Here is a 22,848-nt window from a genome sequence, read left to right as displayed (position 1 = left end):
GACCTTCTACTATACTTAATTTTAAAACTCTGTTTTTGCTAAATATCCAGCAATTATACATATAAGTATCGCGGCTACCCCAAACTGAAGTATTTCTACTACGGGTATCTTAAATTCATATGCCTGTTTAATTCCCAATCCTTGAGAAAAAACTTCATTTGCTCTTTGCATATTTTTATAAACATCATAACTAGAAAATATTCCAGCTATTATTGAACTTAAAACACCATATATAATACTTTCTTTTAGTATCATTTTTTTAATATTTTTCATACTCATTCCAATAGCTCTTAGTGTTGAAATTTCCTTAATTCTAATCATTATATTTGTTATAACTATACAAGCTATATTTATAGATGATATAACCATTGTAATTATTACACTCACTAATACCTCTTTTTTAAGTTTGTCATTTCCTTCAGTAGATATTTTCCTATTTTCATATTTACTTTCCATTTCCTTAAAATCATATTCATTTATTATTTCTTTCACCTTTGAAACAACTTCTTCTTCTTTATCCTTTTGTAATTTTATAGATATATTATTAAATCCTTTTTTTCCTGTTAAATTTTTAAAACTATTTTTATCTAATATCACTTGGAAACGTGGGCCCATTCCACCTTCAGCATTTAAAACATAGTCAGGGTTTAATAGTCCTGCAACTTTAATTTTTTGATTAACATATTTTAATTCTTTACCATTAGTTACTGGAACCTTAACTTCAATAATATCTCCTACTTTTAAATCTTTTAATGTAATTGAATCCTTTGATACTACTGAACCTGAATAAAAATGGTTAGATACTACCCCACTTATTGTATTGCCTTCTTCTTTTAGGTTATCTATGTTTCCATCTTCTAGATATTTTTCTAGTTCTTTAAGATTACTTTTATCGTATCCTTTTATAGTTGTTCCTATTTCTAAATTTAATTCATCGCTATTTAGAGGATTATTTTGTTTATAATAGTCGCTTATACTTTCTTTTTTTGAGTTTAAGTATCCTGCAACATTCATTTTCTTAGTTAATCCACTAACTCCATCTACCTTAGATATCTTACTTGCTTCATCATCTGTGTATTCATTAAAATATTCACTTGAGTTATTAGAATTATGACTAAGTATTATATCACTTTCTCCCATTTCCGTAATAGTCATGCTAAGACTGTCTACATTCTTATTACTTTGGTTAAATGCAACCATATTAGTTATAAATAAAAAACCTGTCATACTTATTGAAAGTATTGATAAAATTGTTCTTGTTTTATATCTCCATATATTTTTGTATGCCATATATCCCGTAATACTAAATACTTTCCTTATTAACTTATGATAAAATCTATCTTTTTTTATTGACTTTGAACTATTAGTACTTCTAATAGCTTCTATTGGAGATATCTTTTTACACTTATAAATAGTAAAAATACTGGCCATAGCTACTGAAACTACTGCCATACTTAAAGGCTCTATTATACTTTTTTTATTTATATAAACACTTATATGTTCATTGTATAAACTTCTAAGACCTATATATGATGCTATTGTTCCAAGTAAAAATCCTACTACTAGTCCAATAAGTAAGACTATAAAACTTTGGATACATACCATGTTCCTTACATTTTTCTTAGTCATACCTATTGCTCTTATCATTCCTATTTGTTTTTTCATATCTATTAATATAATATTAAATATGTTATATATAACTAGGGTAGCTGCAACCATAGGAATCAACTTATTATTAAGCTTAGTCTTTTCATCTCTATACTTACCATAATTTTGTATAGCTGCATTTAGTTCTACATTTATCCTAAATTTCTCCTCATCTAATTTATATTTGGCTATTGCTTTACTTGCCATATCTATACTAGGTGTACTAGTCGTAAAATTAAGTACACCTGAATGACTTGTTAATTCTTTAGGTAAAATACTTTGATTTTCTGTGTATTTGGTAAATGCTTTTACTTTATAGTATAAATTTCCCTCATAAAATTTATCTGGCTTTTTTACTATTCCAACTAACTTAAATGACTTCTCTTTGCTATAAATCTGATTTTTATTATTTTCATCATTATATTTTTTAATAATATTAAAATCAATACTTTGTCCTAGTTTATCGCTTAAACCCATCTCTTTAAGAGCTTTTTCTTCTATTACTATTTCATTTTCATTTTTAGGTTCATTACCTTTTATAACCTTATAACTATAAGAATCTATAAAACCTTTGCTATAAGAGTTTAGACTTATAGATACTCCTTTATTACTTACTGCATTACCTAGGTTTATAACATCATTGATAACTTTTATAGTCTTATCATTTTTTAATTTATCTACAGTTTCTATGTTAAGATTACTGTATTCTACATGATAGTCACTAAAGTTTTTATACGCTTCTTTTATATCATGTTTATTCTTAGACTCGGGCACTAAATTAAGTGTAAATACTAACATAACAGCTAATGCAATACTAATTATTAACGATAAAGTTCTTCCCTTTTGTTTTTTTAAGTATGCTATAGCTAGTCTAAAACTTACTCTCATCATTTCCCTCCTATTTTTCGTATAAAATTGTCTTAAAGGCATATAAAAAAATGCTACCTTCTTTGTATAGAAGGTAGCATTTCTAAAGTTTTGCTTCAATATAAGTCCGACAAGTGGTATTTTTTCACCGACAACTAGCATATTGGTATATGAATAGTAGCTATAAATTTATGCTCACTATCTTTAATTTTTAATTCTCCATTATATTTTTTTATTGAAGATTTTATGCTTTCAAGACCTATTCCATGAAGTAATTTATCTTTTTTATTCGTTAAAATCTTATTACTTTTAATTATTACTTTATTTGTATTGCTATTTTCACATCTAACTACATAATACCCTTTTATAAAAGTACCTTTTATAGTTATATATTTTTCTATATTATTATCATCAATTTTATTGCATGCTTCTATTGAATTATCTATTAAGTTTGAAAATATACTACTTATATCAATCATTTCTATGAACTCACATTTACTAAAATCTATGCCTACATTAAAATCTATATTATTTTCCATGCAGACTTTACTTTTTTCATAAAAAATAATATCTAGTAATACATTTCCTGTATTATAAATACTTTTAGTTTCTTTTACTTCATCTTCTATATTGTTAATATATTTATTTACATCTTCACTACTATTTTTTAATGACTTTATATTTTCCATATGATTGTTCATATCATGGTATACTTGTCTCATTTTTTCTTGTGATTCCTTGACCATTAAATAGTATTTATATTGCATATCTAATTTTTCATTTACAAGTGCTGCTTTAGCTTTTTCTTTTTCTGATTTTATAGAGTTTAAAAATATAGATACTAATAATACACTTACTATAAGTAAAAGATAAGGAAATGTCTCTTTAATAGTAAATGAAAATTTAAGCATGTCTGAAACATAATAAAAATCAATATTATTTTTAACTACCATATCATATAAAACACTTATATCTGTATATGACTTATTTATAAGTAAGATTATTAATAAGTTAATTGTAGTGGTTAATAGGATATATAAGTAATATTTCTTATTTTTATAAATATTTTGGAGCCTATTAAAAAAGCATATACTTACAAAAAAATAATAAAATTAATTATAAGAGTCCTTTCAGGTATATAATCTATATTATTAAGTGAAAGTTGTAAAAAACAAAAAATACTACATTCTACTAAAATATAAACTAAGCTATATATTAATGAAGTTACAACAGATTTTCTTGTATTAACTTCATAAAAATTTTACAAATTAAATATATCATTAAAAACATTAGTAATATCGCTTGTAACGATTTCGTTCCAAAACCTAATCCTCTTTTAATCATCAAAAGTAAGCCTATACTTGCCAGTATAAACTGAACATCAAATTTATATCGATAAACATAACCTTTTTTATTCATTAACATAAAAAATAAAACTATAAACATTACCATGTTTAAAACAGCTAAACTATATGTGCTAACTAACATAGCCTCTCCTCTATTAAGTCAAAAAATTTATCTTTTGTCTCCTTAAACCTATACCTACTAACAGGTACTTCTTCACCATTTTCAAGTATTACAACATACTGTTTTATACTTTTTGCATGTTCTAGATTAACTAAAAAGCTCTTGTGGCATCTAAAAAATCTACTACAATCTATCTCCTTTTCAATATTATTCATTGTTCCATTTATTTTATAAATCTCATTTAAAGTATGTATAGTTATAGTTTCTTTTTGCACTTCTACATAAGTTATTTCATTTATGTCTATCTTAATTTGACTCCCTTGTTCTTTTATCATAATATATTTATTTTTTATATCCACTTCTTTTATGCAGTTTATTATATTCTCTTTTAAATCATCATATTTTACTGGTTTCATTAAATATCTATAAGCTCTTACCTCATAACCTTCTAGTACATACTCTATTAAAGATGTAATAAAGATAATTTCTACTTTATTATCTAAAAACCTAATTTTTCTAGCCGTATCCATTCCATTAATTTCATTTAATTGTATATCTAGTAAGACTATATCAATATCTTTAGAATAATTTTCAAGTAATTCTTCCCCTGAATTAAATATATCTAGACTATATTTTATAGGAATTTCTTTAAATATTTTCTCAATATGAGCTTTTAATAACTCTTGTTGATTTTTTTCATCTTCACAAATTACTATTTTTATCATCAATTCCCTTCCCCCTGATGTAATTTTTTACTAAATTATTATACCTTCGAAATGATCTAATTCATGCTGGATAATCTGTGCAGTAAATCCAGTGAATATTTGCTTATGCTTATTAAAATTTTTATCTAGATATTCTACCTCTATTGTTTCATATCTTGTTGTTTTTCTAGATCCAATTAAAGATAGGCAACTTTCTTCCGCTTCATAAGAATCCTCTTTTTTTAATATAACTGGATTTACCATAGGAATTATCATATTACCTGCACAAAATACCAATATACGTTTTTTTACTCCTATCATATTAGCTGCCATTCCCACGCAATGATCTAAATTTGCTTTTAACGTATCGATTAAGTCATTGATAACTTCTACATCCTCTTTTGTTGCACATTCTGATTTTTGTTCTAAAAATGATATGTCTTTTACAATTTTTCTTATCATAAATATTTTTAACCTTTCTGATTTGTTTTTATTATAATACTCTTATGATTTATTTAACCGAGTAAAGTAGTGTATATTTTAAATTCTACCAAAATATTATTATTAAGTACAGTAAGTACATAATAGATAACATTAACTATAGCAATATAATCCTCCATTAATGAAATAATATTTTATTCAATCTAATTTAGCTACTGTACAAAATATTTAAAGCTATTTATTTATGAAAGTTTTTTAATTTAATATAATGACAAATTCAAAATTATGGAATATAATTATGGTAATGAAAACGTTAATATAATTCTATGAACGAAATTATATTAATTAAATATTTATGGCAGAGATAAGAGAGCCTTCTATAATAAATTATAGGTGGGCTCTCTGTTTTTTTGCCAAATATTAATACTCAGGGGGATTTATTTATGTTTGATATAGCTATAATAGGAGCTGGAATAACAGGAAGTGCTATCGCCAGAAACCTATCTAGATATAATTTAAAAAGTGTTGTTTTAGAAAAAGGTATTGAGGTATGCCAAGGTACAACTAAAGCTAATAGTGCTATAGTTCATGGTGGATTTGATGCTTATGAAGGTAGCTTAAAAGCAAAGCTAAATGTTTTAGGAAATAGCCTATACCCTTCTCTTTGCAAAGATCTTAATGTTGAGTTTAAGCAAAATGGATCTTTAGTTTTGGCTTTTGATGATAAAGACTTATCTCATATAAAAGAGCTTTATAAAAGAGGATTAAAAAATGGGGCTTCTGGCCTTGAAATAATAGATGGAAATAAAGTTAAAGAGATAGAGCCTAATGTTAGTGAAAATGTAATTGGCGCTCTTTTATGCAAAAGTGCAGGTATAGTTTGTCCATTTAACCTAAATGTTGCACTTATGGAAAATGCTATTGATAATGGTGTTGAACTTAATTTACAAAGCGAAGTTATAGATATTAAAAAAGTTACTTCTGATAATGAAGAATACTTTGAAATAAAAACTGTAAATGGTGTTATAAAATCAAAGTATGTTATAAATGCATCTGGCTTATATTCTGATAAAATAAATAACTTAATTGGTGGAGATGAATTTTATATAATCCCAAGAAAAGGTGAGTATAAAATATTAGATAAAGTTGAAGGAAATAAGGCTGTACACACATTATTTACATGTCCTACTGAGAAAGGTAAAGGAATACTGGTTACTAAAACAGTTCATGGAAACTTACTTGTTGGTCCAAACGCTAAGCAAGTTGAATTAGAAGATATAACAACTACTAAATCTGGCTTAAGAGAAATAATGGATAAAGCTTTAAAATCTGTGCAGAATATAGATTTCTCAAAAACTATAACTTCTTTTGCTGGAATTCGTGCTACTCCAAATACAGGTGACTTTATAATATTTGAATCTAAAAAATCAAAAGGTTTTATAAATGTAGCTGGAATTGAATCTCCAGGACTTGCTTCTGCTCCTGGTATAGCTGTTTATGTTGAAGGTATATTAAAAGATATTTTTGCCAGAGATAGTAAGTCTTTAGAATTAAATGCTAATTTTAATCCTATAAGAATAAAAGATAAGCCATTTTCTCAAATGACTAATGATGAAAAAATTTCAGCTGTTAAGAAAAATCCTAAGCATAAAACTATAATATGCAGATGTGAAAATGTAACTGAAGGAGAAATTATAGATGCTATAAACAGACCATGTGGTGCAAGAACTGTTGATGGGGTTAAAAGAAGAGTTCGCCCTGGTATGGGAAGATGCCAAGGAGGTTTCTGCGGTCCAAAGGTTGTTGAAATAATAGCTAGAGAGTTAAATATATCTGTTGAAGATGTTTTAAAAGATTATGAAGGTTCAAATATGGTTGTAGGAAAAATAAAAGAGTTAAGGGGTGAGACTGTTGAAATATAATGTTGTTGTAATCGGTGGTGGTCCAGCTGGATTAGGTTCTGCTCTAGAAGCTAAGAAAAACGGTTGTGAAAAAGTATTAATAATTGAAAGAGATAGAGAACTTGGGGGAATCTTAAATCAGTGTATCCATAATGGATTTGGTCTTCATGAGTTTAAAGAAGAATTAACAGGACCTGAGTATGCCGGTAAATTTATAAAAATGGTTCAAGAAGAAAATATAGACTTTATGTTAAATACTATGGTTCTTAATATAGATGAATCTAATGATAAAAAAGTTATATCTGCTATGGGCGAAGATGGTCTTATAGAAATAAGTGCAGATGCTGTAATTCTTGCAATGGGCTGTAGAGAAAGAACTAGAGGTGCTATAGACATTCCCGGATATAGACCTGCTGGAGTTTATAATGCTGGTGCCGCTCAAAGATTTATTAATATGGAAGGATACTTAGTTGGTAAAAAAGTAGTCATCTACGGTTCTGGTGATATCGGACTTATTATGGCCAGACGTATGACATTAGAAGGTGCTAAGGTTCAATGTGTTGTAGAAATAAATCCTCACTCAAGCGGACTTACAAGAAACATAGTACAATGTCTAGATGATTTTAATATACCTTTAAAATTACAAACTTGTATAAACTATATACACGGAAAAGATAGAGTTAGCGGAGTTACTTTAGCTAAGCTTAATGATAATAGAGAGGTTATTGAAGGTAGCGAAGAATTTATAGAATGTGATACTGTTTTACTTTCAGTTGGATTAATTCCTGAAAATGAACTTTCTAGTGGTATTGGTATTAATCTAGATAACAAAACAAGCGGCCCTATAGTTAATAATAGTATGTCTACAAATAAAGAAGGTTTCTTCGCTTGTGGTAATGTTGTTCATGTTCATGATTTAGTTGACTTTGTTACAAAAGAAAGTAGAATTGCTGGTAAAAATGCTGCTTTATATGTTTTAAACAAGAAGTCTAAAAATGATTCTTGTGCATCTAATAATATAAAAACCGTTGCTAGTGATGGAATTGGTTATGTGGTTCCTCAATATATAAATACAAACTCTAATGAAGATGTAAATCTATTTATGAGAGTTCGTAGTATATGTACTGGTAAAAAGCTAGTAGTTAGATGTAATAATGAAGTTATTTTTGAAAAGAAAAGGGCTCATATGATACCTTCTGAAATGGAGCGTATTAATATAAATAAAGACCTTTTAGGTAAAATAGATAGCGATATCTATATAAGTGTTGAGGAGGTTTAATTATGAAAACTGAAGTTACTTGTGTAGTTTGTCCAATGGGTTGTAGAATGGTTATTGATAAGATAGATGGCACATATAAAGTAAGTGGTAATACTTGTAAAAGAGGAGAAAAATACGGTATTGAAGAAATAACTAGCCCTAAAAGAGTTATAACTTCTACAGTTAAGCTTGACGGTTCTTACTTAAACTTACTTCCAGTTAAGACTAATGGCTCTGTACCTAAAGGTATGATGTTTGATGTTATGGAAGCCTTAGATAGTATAACTGTTACGTCTCCTGTTAATGTAGGAGATATAATAATCAAAGATGTTTTAGGTACAGGTGTTGATATTGTAAGTAGTAAAACTATAGCATAAACCAATAATATAAATTAATATAATTAAAGGGGGTTCGTTTTTACGAACCCCCTTTAATTATATATCTAACTAAGCATTAGATTTTTCTTTTATATTATGAGTATTCCAAGTAAATGATAAAAATACTATTGCTAAGATTGAAGATATTATTAGCATTATAAATCCTCCATCCCAATTAAATTTATCAACTACCATACCCATTGCCAACTCAGCTAATACCTGACCTCCCATATATCCAAATAAACCTGTAAATCCTGCCGCAGTTCCAGCTGCCTTTTTAGGAACAAGATCTAATGCACTTACCCCTATTAACATAACAGGCCCATAAATTAATGCTCCTATTGATGCCAATGCGCAATTTATAGCAAACGGACTTGTGCTTTTCCAGTATACCATTGTCGCTATAGCTACCCCAACCATACATATTATTCCCATTGGAGCACGTCTACCATGGAATATATGATCACTAATCCATCCAACTATAATAGTTCCTGGTATAGCTGCGTATTCAAATAATGCAAATGCTATAGAAGAATCTTTTGGGTTAAAATTTCTAACTTCTTGTAGGTATGTGGGAACCCAGTTTATAACGCCATATCTAACTAAATATACAAAAACGTTTGCCAGGGCTACACACCATAAAAACTTATTATTTAATACATACTTAAATAGAATTTCCTTAGCACTAAGTTCTGCTTCAGCATCTTTAACTTCAACCTCATACTCTGGATAATCATCTTTAAATTCCTCAATTGGCGGTAATCCAACAGATTGTGGAGTATCTCTTGCAAATATAATATATATTAATCCACCTACAATTGCTATTATTCCTGGTAAATAAAAAGTACCTTTCCATGTTCCAAATAATGATACTCCAATTAATACAATTGTAGCTATAAAGCCTCCACCTATATTATGTGCAGTGTTCCAAATAGACATTTTTACACCACGTTCCTTATCTGAAAACCAGTGAGTCATTATTCTACCACATGGAGGCCATCCCATTCCTTGGAACCATCCATTTAATAGCATTAAAACAAACATAAAAGCAACATTAGTTGCATTTGGTAAAAATAAATTTACTATACCAGACAATATAAGACCCATTGCTAAGAAATATCTTGGATTAGATCTATCTGATATATTCCCCATTACAAATTTACTAATACCATAAGATAATCCTAAAGCTGATGCAACAAACCCTATCTCAACTTTTGTAAACCCCTGTTCTATAAGATAAACCTTTGCTAAGGCAAAATTACTTCTTACAAAATAGTATATAAGATATCCTACATAAATACTTATAAACATTTGGATACGATATCTCTTATACGTTGGAGCTATTTCTTCTTCTGGTAACCTGTTTACATATGGCGCTGGCTTTAAAAATTTTAACATTAAAAATCCCCCTTTCACGCTAAAAAAAGCCAAGCTAAGCCTATATTAGTATTTTTAATACCAATATTTTAAGGCTTGTGCTTGGCTCTCATTCTCTAGCGCACGTTGTATTGTATTTTCTCTAAACTTTTACCCACAACATAAAATGTAGCATACAACACTTTAATTTTCAACAACTTTTCCAAATTATATATTTAATACTTTTTCTCCATATTCGTTACCTTAAAAATGTTTTAATAAACTGTACTTAATTTGTATGTCATTTGAACCTTTAATGATTTATATCTAAAATATATTTATTATATTGTATTTATATACTTCATAAGTATATAAAGGGGCGTTTTTTTGAGTTCTGATATAATATTACAAGGATTAAGCGGATTATTCTGGATTATAACTTACATATTAATAATTAAGAAAAGTGTTAAAGACAAAACTTATGGTATGCCATTTCTTGCAATATGCCTTAATCTATCATGGGAGTTCGTATTTGCATTTATCTATAAAAGTGATGTATTTCAAGATAGTGTGCTTAATATGGTTTGTTCTTGACCTTATAACAGCTTATACCTTTTTTAATATAGCTATAAGGATTTTAAGAAGAAATATTCTTTGAGTAAAATATCATTTTATTATGCTATTATTTAAAATAAAAAACGTATTGATTACTAAATCAATACGTTTTTTATTAATTTCAATGGCTGAGAAGATTCACAGGGATAATGTCCACGATTATAATATAAAATTATATTTAAAATTCTTTACTATCAAATATCATTTTGCTATCAAAGAACTTGTCTTGCTCATTCTTTAAGTTGAATTTACCAATAAGTTCTTTTAGCATGTGAGCTTGACTTGATAACTCTTCACTTGAAGCAGCACTTTCTTCAGAAGTTGCTGAATTAGCCTGTACAACTGTAGATATTTGTTCTACTCCAATATTTACATGATTAATATGCTGCGCTTGTTCATTGCTTGCATCTGCAATTTCTTGTATAATTTCTGATGACTCTTGTGCACTATAAACAACTTCTTCAAGAGACTTTGCAGTTTCTGAAACAATTATTGTACCATTTTCTATTGCTATAAGTGCTTTTTCAATTAAATCAGATGTATCTTTCGCACTTTGTGCAGATTTTGCAGCAAGATTTCTAACTTCATCAGCAACGACAGCAAATCCTTTACCTGACTCTCCAGCACGTGCTGCTTCTACGGCTGCATTAAGTGCTAAAATATTTGTCTGGAATGCTATATCATCAATATTTTTTATTATATCTCCGATTCTATTTGATGTGTTGCTAATTTCATTCATTGCAGCAACCATTTCTTGCATTTGGTCTTTTCCTCTATCTATAGCAATACTTGATTTCATAGATATTTCTTTTGCTCTTACTGCATTTTCTGCAGTTTGCTTTATATGTGATGAAACTTCATTTATAGTTGCTGAAAGCTCTTGAATTGAGCTTGCTTGTTCTGTAGCTCCTTGTGAAAGTATTTGTGCACCTTCTGACACTTGATTTGAACCAATTGCAACTTGTTCACCTGCAACATTTATTTGTGTTAAAGTACTATTTAAACTATCTACAATTTTATTTACAGATACTAACATAGGTTCAAAATCATTTACAAATAAATCACTTAATTCCGCATTATTTACATTAACGTCTAAATTACCATTGCTAATTTCAGTTAATATATATGTTAATGCATTTATCATTTTTCTAAAGTCATCAACTATTTTGCTTGTAGCATCCGCTACTAGACCTATCTCATTATCTTCATCTACAACTGCAGTTTCTGAATTTAAATCACCTTCAGCTAACATTTCTAGTCTTTCACTACATTCTTTTAATGGGTTTCCTATTTTATTAGAAAGCTTTATTGCTACAATAAATGCTACAATTGTAAATACTATAGCTAATATTACTGTAATTATTATTGAAGTATACATTTCACCAAGAAAATCATTTTTATTTGTCGTTATACCTATACCCCAACCATCACTATGTTGTACTGGAGCATATCCTAAAACCTTCTCTTCACCATTGTATTCTAAATTAAAAGATCCTGTTTCTCCTGAAATAACCTTTTTATCCGCCTCTGCATAAGGAATCAAACTTTTATCTGTTTCTGATTTTTTTATAGTATTTTCTTTTCCAATAAGGCTAGTGTCCTTAGCCGTAATTGTTGTTCCTTCTTTATCTAAAAGGTAAGGATAACTATTTTCGCCTATTTTTATATCAGCAACAATATCATTTAAAAAATCTTTATTTACATTAAAAGTTACAACTCCTACTATTTTGCTACCTTTTACCCCATTTTCCCAAATAGGTGATGAAACTAGCATTGTAAGTTCCCCTGTTGTTTTACTAACAATAGGGCTACTCATATACGATTTTCCTGCCATAGAAATTTTAAAATAGTCTCTATCAGAATAATCTTTTCCATTGAAAAGTTCTATACCATTTATATCTAAAATATGACCTAATGTTAATCCATATAGCTTTTCCTGTCTAGCTACAATGCTTTGTTTTTCTTCTTTACTTACATTGGGATCTGAAATTTCTTTAATAATACCTATTTGAGTTGCTGCATTTTCAAGATTTATAATTTTTTGAGAAACTGTTTTAGAAGCTTGCTTAGTAGTTTCTACAACTGCCTTTGATAAAATATCATTAGAAGTCTTATAATTTAGAAAACTTGTGATTGCTCCTAATAATAAGCAGCAAATAACTGCAAAACAAACAATTATTAAAGTAAGTTTAGTCTTTATACTTTTGCTGTTGTCTTTACTTTTGTGTCTTAACTTAAATTTCATTTCTATTTATCTCCCTATATTATTTTACTTTGCCTATTAATTTTTTAGCATTATTAATAAAATTAACTATTTAAGTCTTAATGATTTATTCGTCTAATCGAGCATTTTTCACATTAAAATATTGCAATTATTAGAATTCACTTGCATAATGTGTAAAATAAAAGAGCATCAACATAAACCTACTAACACTCTTCTCTAAAAGACAAATTTGTGAAACTGGCTAACTTAAAAAATTACCTATAGCTTTGAATTGTCAAATCACTCTTGGTCTGCTAATTTTATTTAATTTTATACTATATATTAATATAATCGGATATTATTATAAATAATTTAGGTATTATAATGTATTTTTATTACTGTTGTCTATTTAATATATTTCTATATATCACAAACACTCATATTCAATGAACATGAGTGTTTGTGATATATAGAAATATAGATTGTCTTTTTCAGTTTTATAATATTTTTAACTTATTTCAATACTCTTATCAAGAATTTTTTCTTCAAATTTCTCATATTCAGTTCCATCTAAGTCTACTATATTTAACTTATTTGACTTATCATCGGCTAGTTTATAACTATATTTATATAATACCGCTCTTATCTTTTTATTATTTTCGTTAACTTTATTAAAAATGTACTTTTTTTCACCTTCGTATGTGTTCCCTCCTTTTAATCTTATCTCTGTATTATCTTCATTATATAATTTAATCTCGTATAACTCTAAACCTTTTTCATCTATAGACTCTTTATCTTTATAATCAACTGTTAATAGAGTTTCAAACGGTGTAATTACTATTGAGTCTAATGTAATCTCTTCTTGTTCATCATCTTTAAAATCTATTTTTTTACTTAGCTCTCTATTTATTTTTACAGGAACTTTAAAAGCCCAAGTTCCATTATATCTTTTTGTATCATTTAAAAACGGCATTCGTACTCCTTGCTTATTTGTCATAAACGATGTTATCTTCACTTGAAAATCAAATTCATCTGGTATTTCTTCTCCTAAGCCTTCTAAATCATATGTATGCATCCCTACAAATGTATTTTTATCTATAAATTTACCATTTAAACCCGTTATATCCCATGTTGGTAATTCTTTATCAGTAAAACTTACTTTATTGTATGCTTCTATTGTATCTAATTGAGCTACATCTAAATGTTTATATTTTTCTTCAGTATATGTCCATTTAAATGCTTTTTCATTCTCAACTAAGTATGTTACGTATAGTTTGAACCCATCACTAGCAACTTCTTTTAATGTTACGCTTATACCATTAGATTTAGCTACTTGATTAACTGATGTAGAATACTGAGAATAATTTGATGGAAATATTAAATTTTTCTCAATCATCTCAAAAATATTACCTACAAGTGGTATTTTAGCTGCTAATGCTGGATTTATAACTCCAATTATTATTATTCCTGAAATACTAGCTATAAGGATATTTTTTACATTTCTCTTTTTATCACGCTTTTTTTCATATGAAGCTTTTTTTATCCCTTCTATTATAAATAAATCTATGTTTTCTGGTACTTCTATTTTATCAAAATAATTTTTACTCATATAGATAGTCCTCCTTTAGTATATTTTTCATACTTTGTCTTGCCCTTCTAAGATGGCTTTTTACTGTATTTATTGGTATTTCCATTACATATGCTATCTCTTCAATAGTCATATCATCAAAATATTTTAATATTATTACCATTTTATACTCAGGTTTTAAGGTATCTATAGCTTCATGTATATCTACTTTTTCTTCAATTGATATTTCCTTTTTAACATGTACTATATTTTCATCGATTTCACTTATGATAATTTTGCTTTCTTTTTTTATTGTAGTTATAGCTATGTTTACAAGTATTTTAGATATCCATGGTTTAAATGATGATTCCTGCTTTAAATTTTTTATATTTTTCCATGCTCTATATGTACATTCTTGTATCAAATCTAGTGCTTTGTCTTCGTTTTTTGTATAACTATATGCCACTTTATATAAATAAGATTTATACTTTTTTACTAACTCTTCAAAGCACTCCCCATCTCCTTTTATAGATTTTTTTATTAGTCTTTCTTCAGACAAATTTTCTTTTTTTCTTATATATGGTAAAAAAACTATATTATTCACATACTACCTCCCTTGCTTTTGCTATACATATATAGACACGCCTTTTTTACATTAAGTTGCAAATTTTAATAAAAACTTTCAAAATTATTTTTCAACAAAAATAAAAAACACATTAATTAATCTATCAATATGTTTTTTGTGGATTTTAAATGTTGTAAACGAATCGCGAATATAGTACCTACAATTCTATTCTACTTAAGTTATATTTTCAAATTCTTTTCCTAATATAAAAAATATCCTAGTCTAGGGTATAATACATAAATCATTAATTGTAATATTCATATATAAGATGTGGAATTATATGGATGATAAAAATCATATAAAACAGAATCTCCCTCCTTGGTAAAATCCTGTGTTTATGATGATGATAATAACCTTTGTTGAAGGTCATATTAATGGATATACCTACATTACAATACATAATATATTAACTAATATACACACTGCTAATATGTCTAAATTAGGAATTAGAATTGCACTTGGTCAGTTGCAAGATTACTAAGCTACTTCATTCCAATGGTTACTTGTATACTAAGTGCTACATTTAGTGAATTAGTTAGAGCTATACTTGTAAGACATAGATTCAAGGGAAATTGGAGAAAACTAGACCTGGTTTTAGAATCAATTTCATTGTTCTTTATAGGGTTGATACCTACTTCTTGCTCAGATTTCATTGTCACTAATCTGGTTTCTTTTTTATGGAATATCAGTTGTTTTTATTTAGAGAATGTTTAGGTATTGCATTTAACACAACTATATATACAGAAAACATTAGAAATACCTATCAATTACTATATAATGTACTAGATGAAAAAAGTAAAATTCTATAAGAAAGCTAATTATTTTTTAAATTTTACTTGTACAATTACTCTAGTTGAGATATTTTTATCATTTATTTCCTTTTCTAGATCAGTGGCTACTAATCATCTAAGATTAATTCGGATTCTATAATAGGATCAAATACGTAATCCCAAGAAAACCACCTAGCAGTACCCAACTGGAATTGTGCTATATAGCATTGGAAAAGAAGCTATAAATCCAGCTACACTCCACCAAAATGTATTTCTTCATATCACCATTAATAAACCTCCAAATAAATAGGACTTCATTTTACTTTAGCTGTAGAATATTTTCTTTATAAATCTTTAATAATAAATAATTTTTTTGAATTATATTTTATTTTTTGTAGATTTTATACATATTCAGTCGAAATATATCAATGATATAAAATATATGACCTGCATATAACTCATATATTATTTTATTTTTTATGTTTAGTATTCGATTTATATCCGTATAAAAAAATTGTTTTATAGAAAAATATATGATATTATTTATGAATATCAAAAAACCAAGTATAACCATGGTAATAAGGAGAATATAGAGAAATGAATAAAAACAAAAAAGAGATTATATCACTTATTTTCTCTAAGACTTTAATATTTTTAGTCGTAGTTTTATTAGTAAGTACATTCAAAGGTATGTTTGGAGAAGAAAACTCACTACTTGGAGTTACTAGCATAGTATTAATGTTAGTTCTATTACCAAAAGATTTAACTATTCATCCACTAAAAAATTTATTTGGATTAATAGGCATTAATTTAGTATTTGGAGTATGCGCCCTTTTAGTTTCTCAAAATTTAATATTAGCATTAATACTTAACTTTGCTATATTAGCATTTATAGGATATTACTTCAGTTATGAGCTACAAAGTCCAGTTAATTCTTTATTTGCACTACACTACTTGTTACTTATGACTAGCCCAGTGCCAGCTGCAGATTTACCAGTTAGATTTTTAGCATTAATTGCAGGTCCGATTTTAATAATGGCTGCTCAATTATTAGCTAATAAAAACAAATTATCTAAATCAAGAGATAAAATATTTAATTCTATATTTAATAATATATTACTAAAAATAGAATTAATAAAGTCAAATAAAGATACAGTAAATACAGATAAAGCATTATCTATATATATAAATGAGCTTAAATCATGTGTGTTTAATAGTGGAAAAAATAAGTTAAACCTTACAGAGTGTGGAAGAAATACTCTTACTATATTATCTTGTTTAGAAAAAATAAACATATTACTAGATAATATAAAAGGTTCAAATGTAAATTCAAAGCTTTTATATGATATATCTACAGTACTAAAAGATATAAAAGATAAAAAATCTTCTATTAGTATCTCTGAATTAAAAAATAAATATAAAGATAATAATTCAACAGATGTTTATGATTTTATAAATACTGTTAAAATTTTAAACAGTGAAATAAAAGACTATTCTAATGTTAATAATAAAGAAGAAGATGCTAAAGTTAAATTATCTCTTGATGATGAATTTAAAGATTCAACTATCCATAAGAGACATTTAAAATTAGAAGAAACTAGACTTGCCTATGGATTAAGATTAGGTATAGTGGTTTCAATAATTTACTTCGTTATAACATTATTTAATATAGAGTACGGAAATTGGGCTTTATATACAGCATTTACATTAACACAATTACACTCAGAGTATACTGTAAGTAGGACTAAAAAGAGAGTTATTGGTACTATATTAGGTGCTATACTAATAGGAGTATTATTTAATTTAATTCCTGATCCAACTTTAAGAACTTTAATGCTAGTATCTGCTGGTTATATAATGTCATATATGTCTGACTACAGAAACATGGTAATATTTATTACATTTTCTTCAGTCGCTTCTGCTACACTATCTGTAACTAATCCTAACTTTATTATAATGAACAGAGTTGTATTCGTTATAATAGGTGCAGTTATAGCTATAGTAGCTAGTAAACTTTTATTCCCTCGTCATCTTTCAAATGAAGAGAAAAATTTAAATAATATCGAAATAAAAGTATTAAATAAAATGATGGAAAGAGTGCTTCTTAATAGAGAGGAAAAAAGCGAAAGTTCTGTTGCTATTTTATCTTTAGTTCCATCTTTAATAGATTTAAGAACAAATTATCTTGAAATTAATGGTTTGGATATGGATATGTCTTTAATAAACAAAAGTAAAATAATAATAAATGATTTATATCAAATTCACTTATTAGAAAAAAATAATAAAGATTATAGCTATGTATTCTCTAAATTAAAAAAGAATATAGAAAACTCTAATACTATAAAAATTCTAGAATCTAGAATTAAAGAAGATATAAAATCTTCAAATAATTTTAAAGAAATATATATATTTACAAAAGTTTTAAATATATTAAGTGAAATAAACAGTATTGGTTATAATGAAGAAAATCAAGCTGATTTATATCAATTTTTAACTATCTAAGTTTGCAACTATGAAATGCTACAAAAAGGTCTAGCTTCCAATAAATATATGAGCTAGACCTTTTTGTAGCTATCAATGATTGAAACGATTCACAGGAATAATACCAATTATTATTTTCACATCTTTTTAAATTTTTTCGTCCTGAGTGGTCATTAAACCACAAGAAATTCTCAGACACACAGTGAATCAGTTACTAGCATATACCTGATAAATCTGTTATAACTACTATATTTTAGTATATTACTTAATTTGTTTTTCTCTCATTCTTAATGGTTATAACTAAAGTTACTATAAATCCACCCCAAAGAATTGTCGCTCCTAATATAAAAAATCCTATTGATACACTTGTCATTTATAATATCTCCTTACTACTTATATTCTCTAACTTACTATTCTTCCAAGACTTTTTACTAATTAGTAATCCACCTATAATTCCAAGAGCTATAATATCCCAGCCATATAATAATAAAGATATTGAATCGTAACCTTCATAAGGACTTTTAAACTCATTTATAAGACTTTGAATTAAGGTTATTGTTAATAAAGTAGGTGTTACATATTTTATAATTATATCCCACCACTTACCGATTTTAAAATAAGATATCTTATTTGTATGTTCTCTTATAACCTTAGGCTTAATTATCCATCCGATAATAAAAGCTTCTAATAGTCCAACTACAACTATTCCATAATTATTTATAAAGTTATCCATAATATCTAGTAAATATAAACCTGCATTACTTGCAAATACTATACTTGTAGCAAATCCTATTAAACACATATATGTAACAACTTTTTTACGCTTCCCATCAAACTTATCTATTACAGCTGATGATATTGCTTCTACTAAAGAAACTGATGATGTTATACCTGCAAACACTAGGCAAGAAAAAAATAAAACTCCTAATATATTCCCCCATATCCCCATCATTGTAAATACCTTAGGAAAAGCTATAAATGCTAACCCTATTCCACCTGTAACAACTTCTTCCATAGGTACACCTTGGCTTGTAGCCATTACTCCAAGTATTGCAAATACTCCTATAGCCGATAGAAACTCAAATCCACAGTTAGCAAACGCAGTCATAAATGCACTATTATTTATATCAGTCTTTTTAGGTAAGTAACTTGAATATGTCATCATTATACCAGTACCTATACTTAATGAGAAAAATACTTGTCCATATGCAGCTATCCAAACTTGAGGATTTTTTACCTTATCCCAATCTGGTGTAAATAATGTATTTAACCCAACACTTGCACCTTCTAAAGTAACACCTCTTATAACAATTATTATCATTATTACTAATAGAGATGGTAATAATATCTTACTAGTTTTTTCTATGCCTGATTTTATTCCTTTGTAACATATAAACCAATTTATAACCCATATTATCGCAATACCTATTAATATAGGCCAAACTATTCCTACAAAATTAAGTGGTGAATCTGATAAGTTTAAGAAATCATTATAGAAAAATGAATTAGAATCTTTACCCCAAGCTTTAGTAAAACTCATATTCATGTATTTAATTGCCCAACTTAATATCATTGAGTAATAGCATAATATAACCGACGAACTAATTATCGGCCACCATCCTATCCATTCAAATTTTTTGTTTGCTCTTGCTAAAGAAAGTGGTGTTGAACCTTTAAACTTATGTCCCATTCCATATTCTAATATTAAAAGTGGTATCCCTGCTGTAAATATAGCACATAAATAAGGTATTAAAAATGCACCTCCTCCATTTGAATATACTACATAAGGAAATCTCCATATATTACCTAAACCTACTGCTGATCCAATTGCAGCAAGTATAAATCCAATCTTAGTTCCCCATTGTTCTCTATCTTCTTGCATTTTATTTCCTCCTAAGCTAAATTTATTTAGCATAACTATTTGGTCAACAGCCTATATAGGTCTATTGCTAAAGTTTTGCTAAAATATAAAATAAAAGCCCCATAGTTATATATAGAGCTTTACACCTAGGATATAATTAAAGCCCCATATTAATCTATGAGGCTTATTTTATCAAAAATAATATAATAATAGCCTCATAATAATTCTATGAGGCTTACTTTATGTAAAATAAAAATTAGCCGTCATAGATGCAATTATCTAATGTAGCAATTGCATCTATGACAGTAATAAATATAAATTTATATATATCAATAAACACAATTGCTAAATTAAATCGGCTACTAACAAGAGTACTCTATTAAATTGTGATATTATTGTTGTTTTCGAATTTGTAATTTTCATAATATTTCCTCCATTTTTTAAATTATTATTTATTATAATCCTACTATTTTATTTCTGTCAATATATTTTTATCGACAAGTAAAAAACTCATACCTGTTATTAGATATGAGTTTTCGTGAATTTCAATGGTGGAGACGATTCTTAGAAATGTTAACTACGATTATAATAGTATCTCCAAATTAATTCTTAAACATATTTACTAACTTATTAAATGCATTTTCATTTCCATTTCCACCAACCTGAGTTATCCCCTTAGGCTGTTTTTTAGATAATAAACTTTCTTGCTTATCATTTAAATTATTTTCTACTATAACTACTGGTGACTTTTCTTTAGCTGCTAATACACCTACTGCCAATGCATCTACTAAATCATTTTGATTCTTCATTCCATCTTTAGCAACAAATATGTTATTTAATTCTTCACTTGTGTAGAACTTTTCTAATATAGCTACATTAGTCTCATTTCTATTTATCCCACCTAATCTTTCTGGATTTGGTAGTTTATTTGCTATTTCATTTGATATAGCTGCGTCACTTCCTATGATGTAAGATTTCTTTATATTCTTATCTTTTATATATTGGTCAAATACCTTAGTTCCTTCTTTTGGTGATGCTAATACGATTGGAATTCTCTTATCTGCTGCAACTGGTGCAATACTTACTGCATCAGGAAGTCCTGTTACTCCATTTACAACTGCTATTTCTGATGCATAATCTCGTTTTTTAGCTATCTCTAAAGATGTCTCATATCTATCTTTTCCACTTATCCTCTCTACAGTAATATTCATAGACTTTAATTCATTTATAACTGAATTTGATACAACACTCTCTCCACCTATTACGTAAACTATTCCAGTGCCAAGCCTTGATAATTCTTTTTTAGTTTCACTATTTAATTTATTTGCTTCTGTCAAAAGTATTGGTGCATGTTCAGATTCGGCAAATGGTGTTGCACTAAGTGCATCTGCTATTGAATTTGAGTTTACTAGTACTGCACGATATGCGCTATCCCACCCTTCATTACTTACTTTTACAGCAGTTTTGTATCTATTCTCTCCAACTAATTTATTTGAATATACAATAGACTCTGGTTCATTTCCTTCTCTATTTTTAGTACTATAATACACATGTGACCATTTATCAATTACTTTTTTTATTTTACTTTCATTATAATATATCTTAGTATATGGTCCTTCTTCTGCCTTTATTGTATATGTATCTCCTTTTTGCTTTATATCTCCATCTATATATAGCTCTAATGGATTCTCTGTACTACTATTATCACCTTTCTTCAAAACTATTGCATCTTTTTTTGCACCATCTATCTCTAATGTTCCTTTTACTCTTACCTTACCACCTGATTCTTTGCTTCCCTTTGCATATATTGCATGGTCTCCTGGATTTGTTATTTTTATATTCTCTAGTTCTACACTTCCTCCATCTAAATCTATTGGTGCATCACCATATCCCTTACCATTTATTTCAGTATTGATTATCTTCGCTATTCCAATTTTTTCTTTATCAGCCCTCACTGAAATATGACTATTTTTTAATTTGCTTGAATTTACAACTAAATTCCCTTTACCATGTATTGATGTGCCATTTAGTTTTACATTTTCTAATGATACATCTCCGCCCAATGATTCATTTCCGTCCAACGCTATTGAAAAACCGTTTAGTTCACTGTTATTTACTATCTCTAATTTTTTTTCTTCTACAAATATTTGTCCTCCTCTTAGCTTTAAATTATCTATTTTTGTATTTGCATATAAAGTGAACCAATTTGATGAACCTTCACCATTACTTATTGTGTATCCATTTCCTTTTATTTCTTTTTCATTTCCTCTTATATCTATATCGAACCCGCTAAGGAAAGATCCAGTCATGGCTATATCATTCTTTATCTCTACTGTTTTTATATTTTCATTTTCTAAGGCTTCTATTAACTCTTTTTCGTTTGTTACTGCTATAACCTCTGATTTTTTATAATCAGAAGTCTTCGAAATGTTTTCTTCTATATTTTTTTCTAGTGTAGTTTGGATTGTATTCGGTTCTAATGCATGCGATAGCGTTGTGATTTGTGTACTCGTAGCTATTACTACTCCCGATAAAATAATTCCTATATTTTTATTATATTTTCTCATATTACTGTCCCCTTATTTGTAATAAATTCTCTAAATTAATTATATCTTTTTTGTTAAAATTTTTGTATAGTAAAATCCACGAAAATACATTAACAGATTTGCCAATGTATTTTCGTGGATTTTAATGGTGGAGACGATTCT

Annotated in this window: 18 protein-coding genes; 6 read left to right on the top strand and 12 right to left on the bottom strand. The window is 27.5% G+C overall.

Annotated features, from left to right (window positions below):
• Positions 1-21 precede the first annotated feature (21 nt).
• From JWF52_RS01575 to JWF52_RS01560, 5 genes are all read right to left on the bottom strand, one after another.
• Complete coding sequence (locus JWF52_RS01575; protein ID WP_208331605.1) at positions 22-2,535, bottom strand: ABC transporter permease; 2,514 nt, start codon at positions 2,533-2,535, stop codon at positions 22-24.
• A gap of 134 nt (positions 2,536-2,669) precedes the next feature.
• Positions 2,670-3,467 (bottom strand): sensor histidine kinase, encoded by a 798-nt coding sequence (locus JWF52_RS19145; protein ID WP_286183945.1) that lies wholly within the window; start codon positions 3,465-3,467, stop codon positions 2,670-2,672.
• 271 nt (positions 3,468-3,738) lie between these two features.
• On the bottom strand, positions 3,739-4,002 hold the full coding sequence (locus tag JWF52_RS19140; protein WP_286183944.1) for a hypothetical protein: 264 nt from the start codon (positions 4,000-4,002) through the stop codon (positions 3,739-3,741).
• The gene (locus JWF52_RS01565) at positions 3,996-4,706 is read right to left on the bottom strand and encodes a LytR/AlgR family response regulator transcription factor (protein WP_208331604.1); all 711 of its coding nucleotides are present in this window, start codon (positions 4,704-4,706) and stop codon (positions 3,996-3,998) included. The genes JWF52_RS19140 and JWF52_RS01565 overlap by 7 nt, the downstream gene beginning before the upstream one ends.
• A gap of 30 nt (positions 4,707-4,736) precedes the next feature.
• Positions 4,737-5,147 (bottom strand): peptide deformylase, encoded by a 411-nt coding sequence (locus JWF52_RS01560; RefSeq protein WP_208331603.1) that lies wholly within the window; start codon positions 5,145-5,147, stop codon positions 4,737-4,739.
• 422 nt (positions 5,148-5,569) lie between these two features.
• Here JWF52_RS01560 and JWF52_RS01555 point away from each other — a divergent pair, with 422 nt between their 5' ends.
• From JWF52_RS01555 to JWF52_RS01545, 3 genes are read left to right on the top strand one after another with little or no spacing between them, the layout of a single operon-like run.
• Positions 5,570-7,048 carry an NAD(P)/FAD-dependent oxidoreductase gene (locus JWF52_RS01555; RefSeq protein ID WP_208331602.1) on the top strand — a complete coding sequence of 493 codons (1,479 nt, stop codon included), beginning with the start codon at positions 5,570-5,572 and terminating at the stop codon, positions 7,046-7,048.
• A complete protein-coding gene (locus tag JWF52_RS01550) occupies positions 7,038-8,306 on the top strand; it encodes an NAD(P)/FAD-dependent oxidoreductase (protein WP_208331601.1) in 1,269 nt (422 codons plus the stop codon). Before JWF52_RS01555 ends, JWF52_RS01550 begins: the two co-directional genes overlap by 11 nt.
• Positions 8,307-8,308: 2 nt before the next feature.
• Positions 8,309-8,662: a DUF1667 domain-containing protein gene (locus JWF52_RS01545; RefSeq protein ID WP_208331600.1), complete on the top strand. Its 354-nt coding sequence runs from the start codon at positions 8,309-8,311 to the stop codon at positions 8,660-8,662.
• Positions 8,663-8,731: 69 nt separating this feature from the next.
• Here JWF52_RS01545 and glpT read toward each other — a convergent pair whose 3' ends face one another.
• On the bottom strand, positions 8,732-10,060 hold the full coding sequence (gene glpT / locus JWF52_RS01540) for a glycerol-3-phosphate transporter (RefSeq protein ID WP_208331599.1): 1,329 nt from the start codon (positions 10,058-10,060) through the stop codon (positions 8,732-8,734).
• Between the two features lie 345 nt (positions 10,061-10,405).
• Between glpT and JWF52_RS01535 the strand changes: the two genes are divergently transcribed.
• On the top strand, positions 10,406-10,612 hold the full coding sequence (locus tag JWF52_RS01535) for a transmembrane-type terpene cyclase (protein ID WP_208331598.1): 207 nt from the start codon (positions 10,406-10,408) through the stop codon (positions 10,610-10,612).
• A 199-nt stretch (positions 10,613-10,811) separates the two neighbouring features.
• Here JWF52_RS01535 and JWF52_RS01530 read toward each other — a convergent pair whose 3' ends face one another.
• The 3 genes from JWF52_RS01530 to JWF52_RS01520 form a co-directional block, all read right to left on the bottom strand.
• Entirely contained in the window at positions 10,812-12,878 is a 2,067-nt protein-coding gene (locus tag JWF52_RS01530) for a methyl-accepting chemotaxis protein (RefSeq protein WP_208331597.1), read from the bottom strand.
• Between the two features lie 466 nt (positions 12,879-13,344).
• Complete coding sequence (locus JWF52_RS01525) at positions 13,345-14,445, bottom strand: DUF4179 domain-containing protein (protein WP_208331596.1); 1,101 nt, start codon at positions 14,443-14,445, stop codon at positions 13,345-13,347.
• Positions 14,438-15,007: a sigma-70 family RNA polymerase sigma factor gene (locus JWF52_RS01520; RefSeq protein ID WP_353654852.1), complete on the bottom strand. Its 570-nt coding sequence runs from the start codon at positions 15,005-15,007 to the stop codon at positions 14,438-14,440. The genes JWF52_RS01525 and JWF52_RS01520 overlap by 8 nt, the downstream gene beginning before the upstream one ends.
• Positions 15,008-15,365: 358 nt before the next feature.
• On the opposite strand from JWF52_RS01520, the gene JWF52_RS01515 reads away from it, so the two are divergent.
• Entirely contained in the window at positions 15,366-15,509 is a 144-nt protein-coding gene (locus tag JWF52_RS01515) for a hypothetical protein (RefSeq protein WP_208331595.1), read from the top strand.
• An 886-nt stretch (positions 15,510-16,395) separates the two neighbouring features.
• On the top strand, positions 16,396-18,300 hold the full coding sequence (locus JWF52_RS01510) for an FUSC family protein (protein WP_208331594.1): 1,905 nt from the start codon (positions 16,396-16,398) through the stop codon (positions 18,298-18,300).
• Between the two features lie 244 nt (positions 18,301-18,544).
• On the opposite strand, the gene JWF52_RS01505 is transcribed toward JWF52_RS01510, so the two are convergent.
• The 3 genes from JWF52_RS01505 to JWF52_RS01495 form a co-directional block, all read right to left on the bottom strand.
• Complete coding sequence (locus tag JWF52_RS01505) at positions 18,545-18,652, bottom strand: MetS family NSS transporter small subunit (protein ID WP_208331593.1); 108 nt, start codon at positions 18,650-18,652, stop codon at positions 18,545-18,547.
• Entirely contained in the window at positions 18,653-20,161 is a 1,509-nt protein-coding gene (locus JWF52_RS01500; protein WP_208331592.1) for a sodium-dependent transporter, read from the bottom strand.
• Positions 20,162-20,742: 581 nt separating this feature from the next.
• Complete coding sequence (locus JWF52_RS01495; protein WP_208331591.1) at positions 20,743-22,707, bottom strand: cell wall-binding repeat-containing protein; 1,965 nt, start codon at positions 22,705-22,707, stop codon at positions 20,743-20,745.
• Positions 22,708-22,848: the final 141 nt, after the last annotated feature.

It is taken from the genome of Clostridium sp. CCUG 7971 (assembly GCF_017590215.1).
In the GTDB taxonomy this organism is placed as follows: Bacteria; Bacillota; Clostridia; order Peptostreptococcales; family Peptostreptococcaceae; genus Faecalimicrobium.
This window is presented reverse-complemented; position numbering and strand designations above follow the sequence as displayed.

Coding starts and splice junctions, on each gene's coding strand:
- JWF52_RS01575 (WP_208331605.1), bottom strand. CDS start 2,535: ATGAGAGTAAGTTTTAGACTAGCTATAGCATACTTAAAAAAACAAAAG.
- JWF52_RS19145 (WP_286183945.1), bottom strand. CDS start 3,467: ATGGTAGTTAAAAATAATATTGATTTTTATTATGTTTCAGACATGCTT.
- JWF52_RS19140 (WP_286183944.1), bottom strand. CDS start 4,002: ATGTTAGTTAGCACATATAGTTTAGCTGTTTTAAACATGGTAATGTTT.
- JWF52_RS01565 (WP_208331604.1), bottom strand. CDS start 4,706: ATGATAAAAATAGTAATTTGTGAAGATGAAAAAAATCAACAAGAGTTA.
- JWF52_RS01560 (WP_208331603.1), bottom strand. CDS start 5,147: ATGATAAGAAAAATTGTAAAAGACATATCATTTTTAGAACAAAAATCA.
- JWF52_RS01555 (WP_208331602.1), top strand. CDS start 5,570: ATGTTTGATATAGCTATAATAGGAGCTGGAATAACAGGAAGTGCTATC.
- JWF52_RS01545 (WP_208331600.1), top strand. CDS start 8,309: ATGAAAACTGAAGTTACTTGTGTAGTTTGTCCAATGGGTTGTAGAATG.
- glpT (WP_208331599.1), bottom strand. CDS start 10,060: ATGTTAAAATTTTTAAAGCCAGCGCCATATGTAAACAGGTTACCAGAA.
- JWF52_RS01530 (WP_208331597.1), bottom strand. CDS start 12,878: ATGAAATTTAAGTTAAGACACAAAAGTAAAGACAACAGCAAAAGTATA.
- JWF52_RS01525 (WP_208331596.1), bottom strand. CDS start 14,445: ATGAGTAAAAATTATTTTGATAAAATAGAAGTACCAGAAAACATAGAT.
- JWF52_RS01515 (WP_208331595.1), top strand. CDS start 15,366: ATGATGATGATAATAACCTTTGTTGAAGGTCATATTAATGGATATACC.
- JWF52_RS01510 (WP_208331594.1), top strand. CDS start 16,396: ATGAATAAAAACAAAAAAGAGATTATATCACTTATTTTCTCTAAGACT.
- JWF52_RS01505 (WP_208331593.1), bottom strand. CDS start 18,652: ATGACAAGTGTATCAATAGGATTTTTTATATTAGGAGCGACAATTCTT.
- JWF52_RS01500 (WP_208331592.1), bottom strand. CDS start 20,161: ATGCAAGAAGATAGAGAACAATGGGGAACTAAGATTGGATTTATACTT.
- JWF52_RS01495 (WP_208331591.1), bottom strand. CDS start 22,707: ATGAGAAAATATAATAAAAATATAGGAATTATTTTATCGGGAGTAGTA.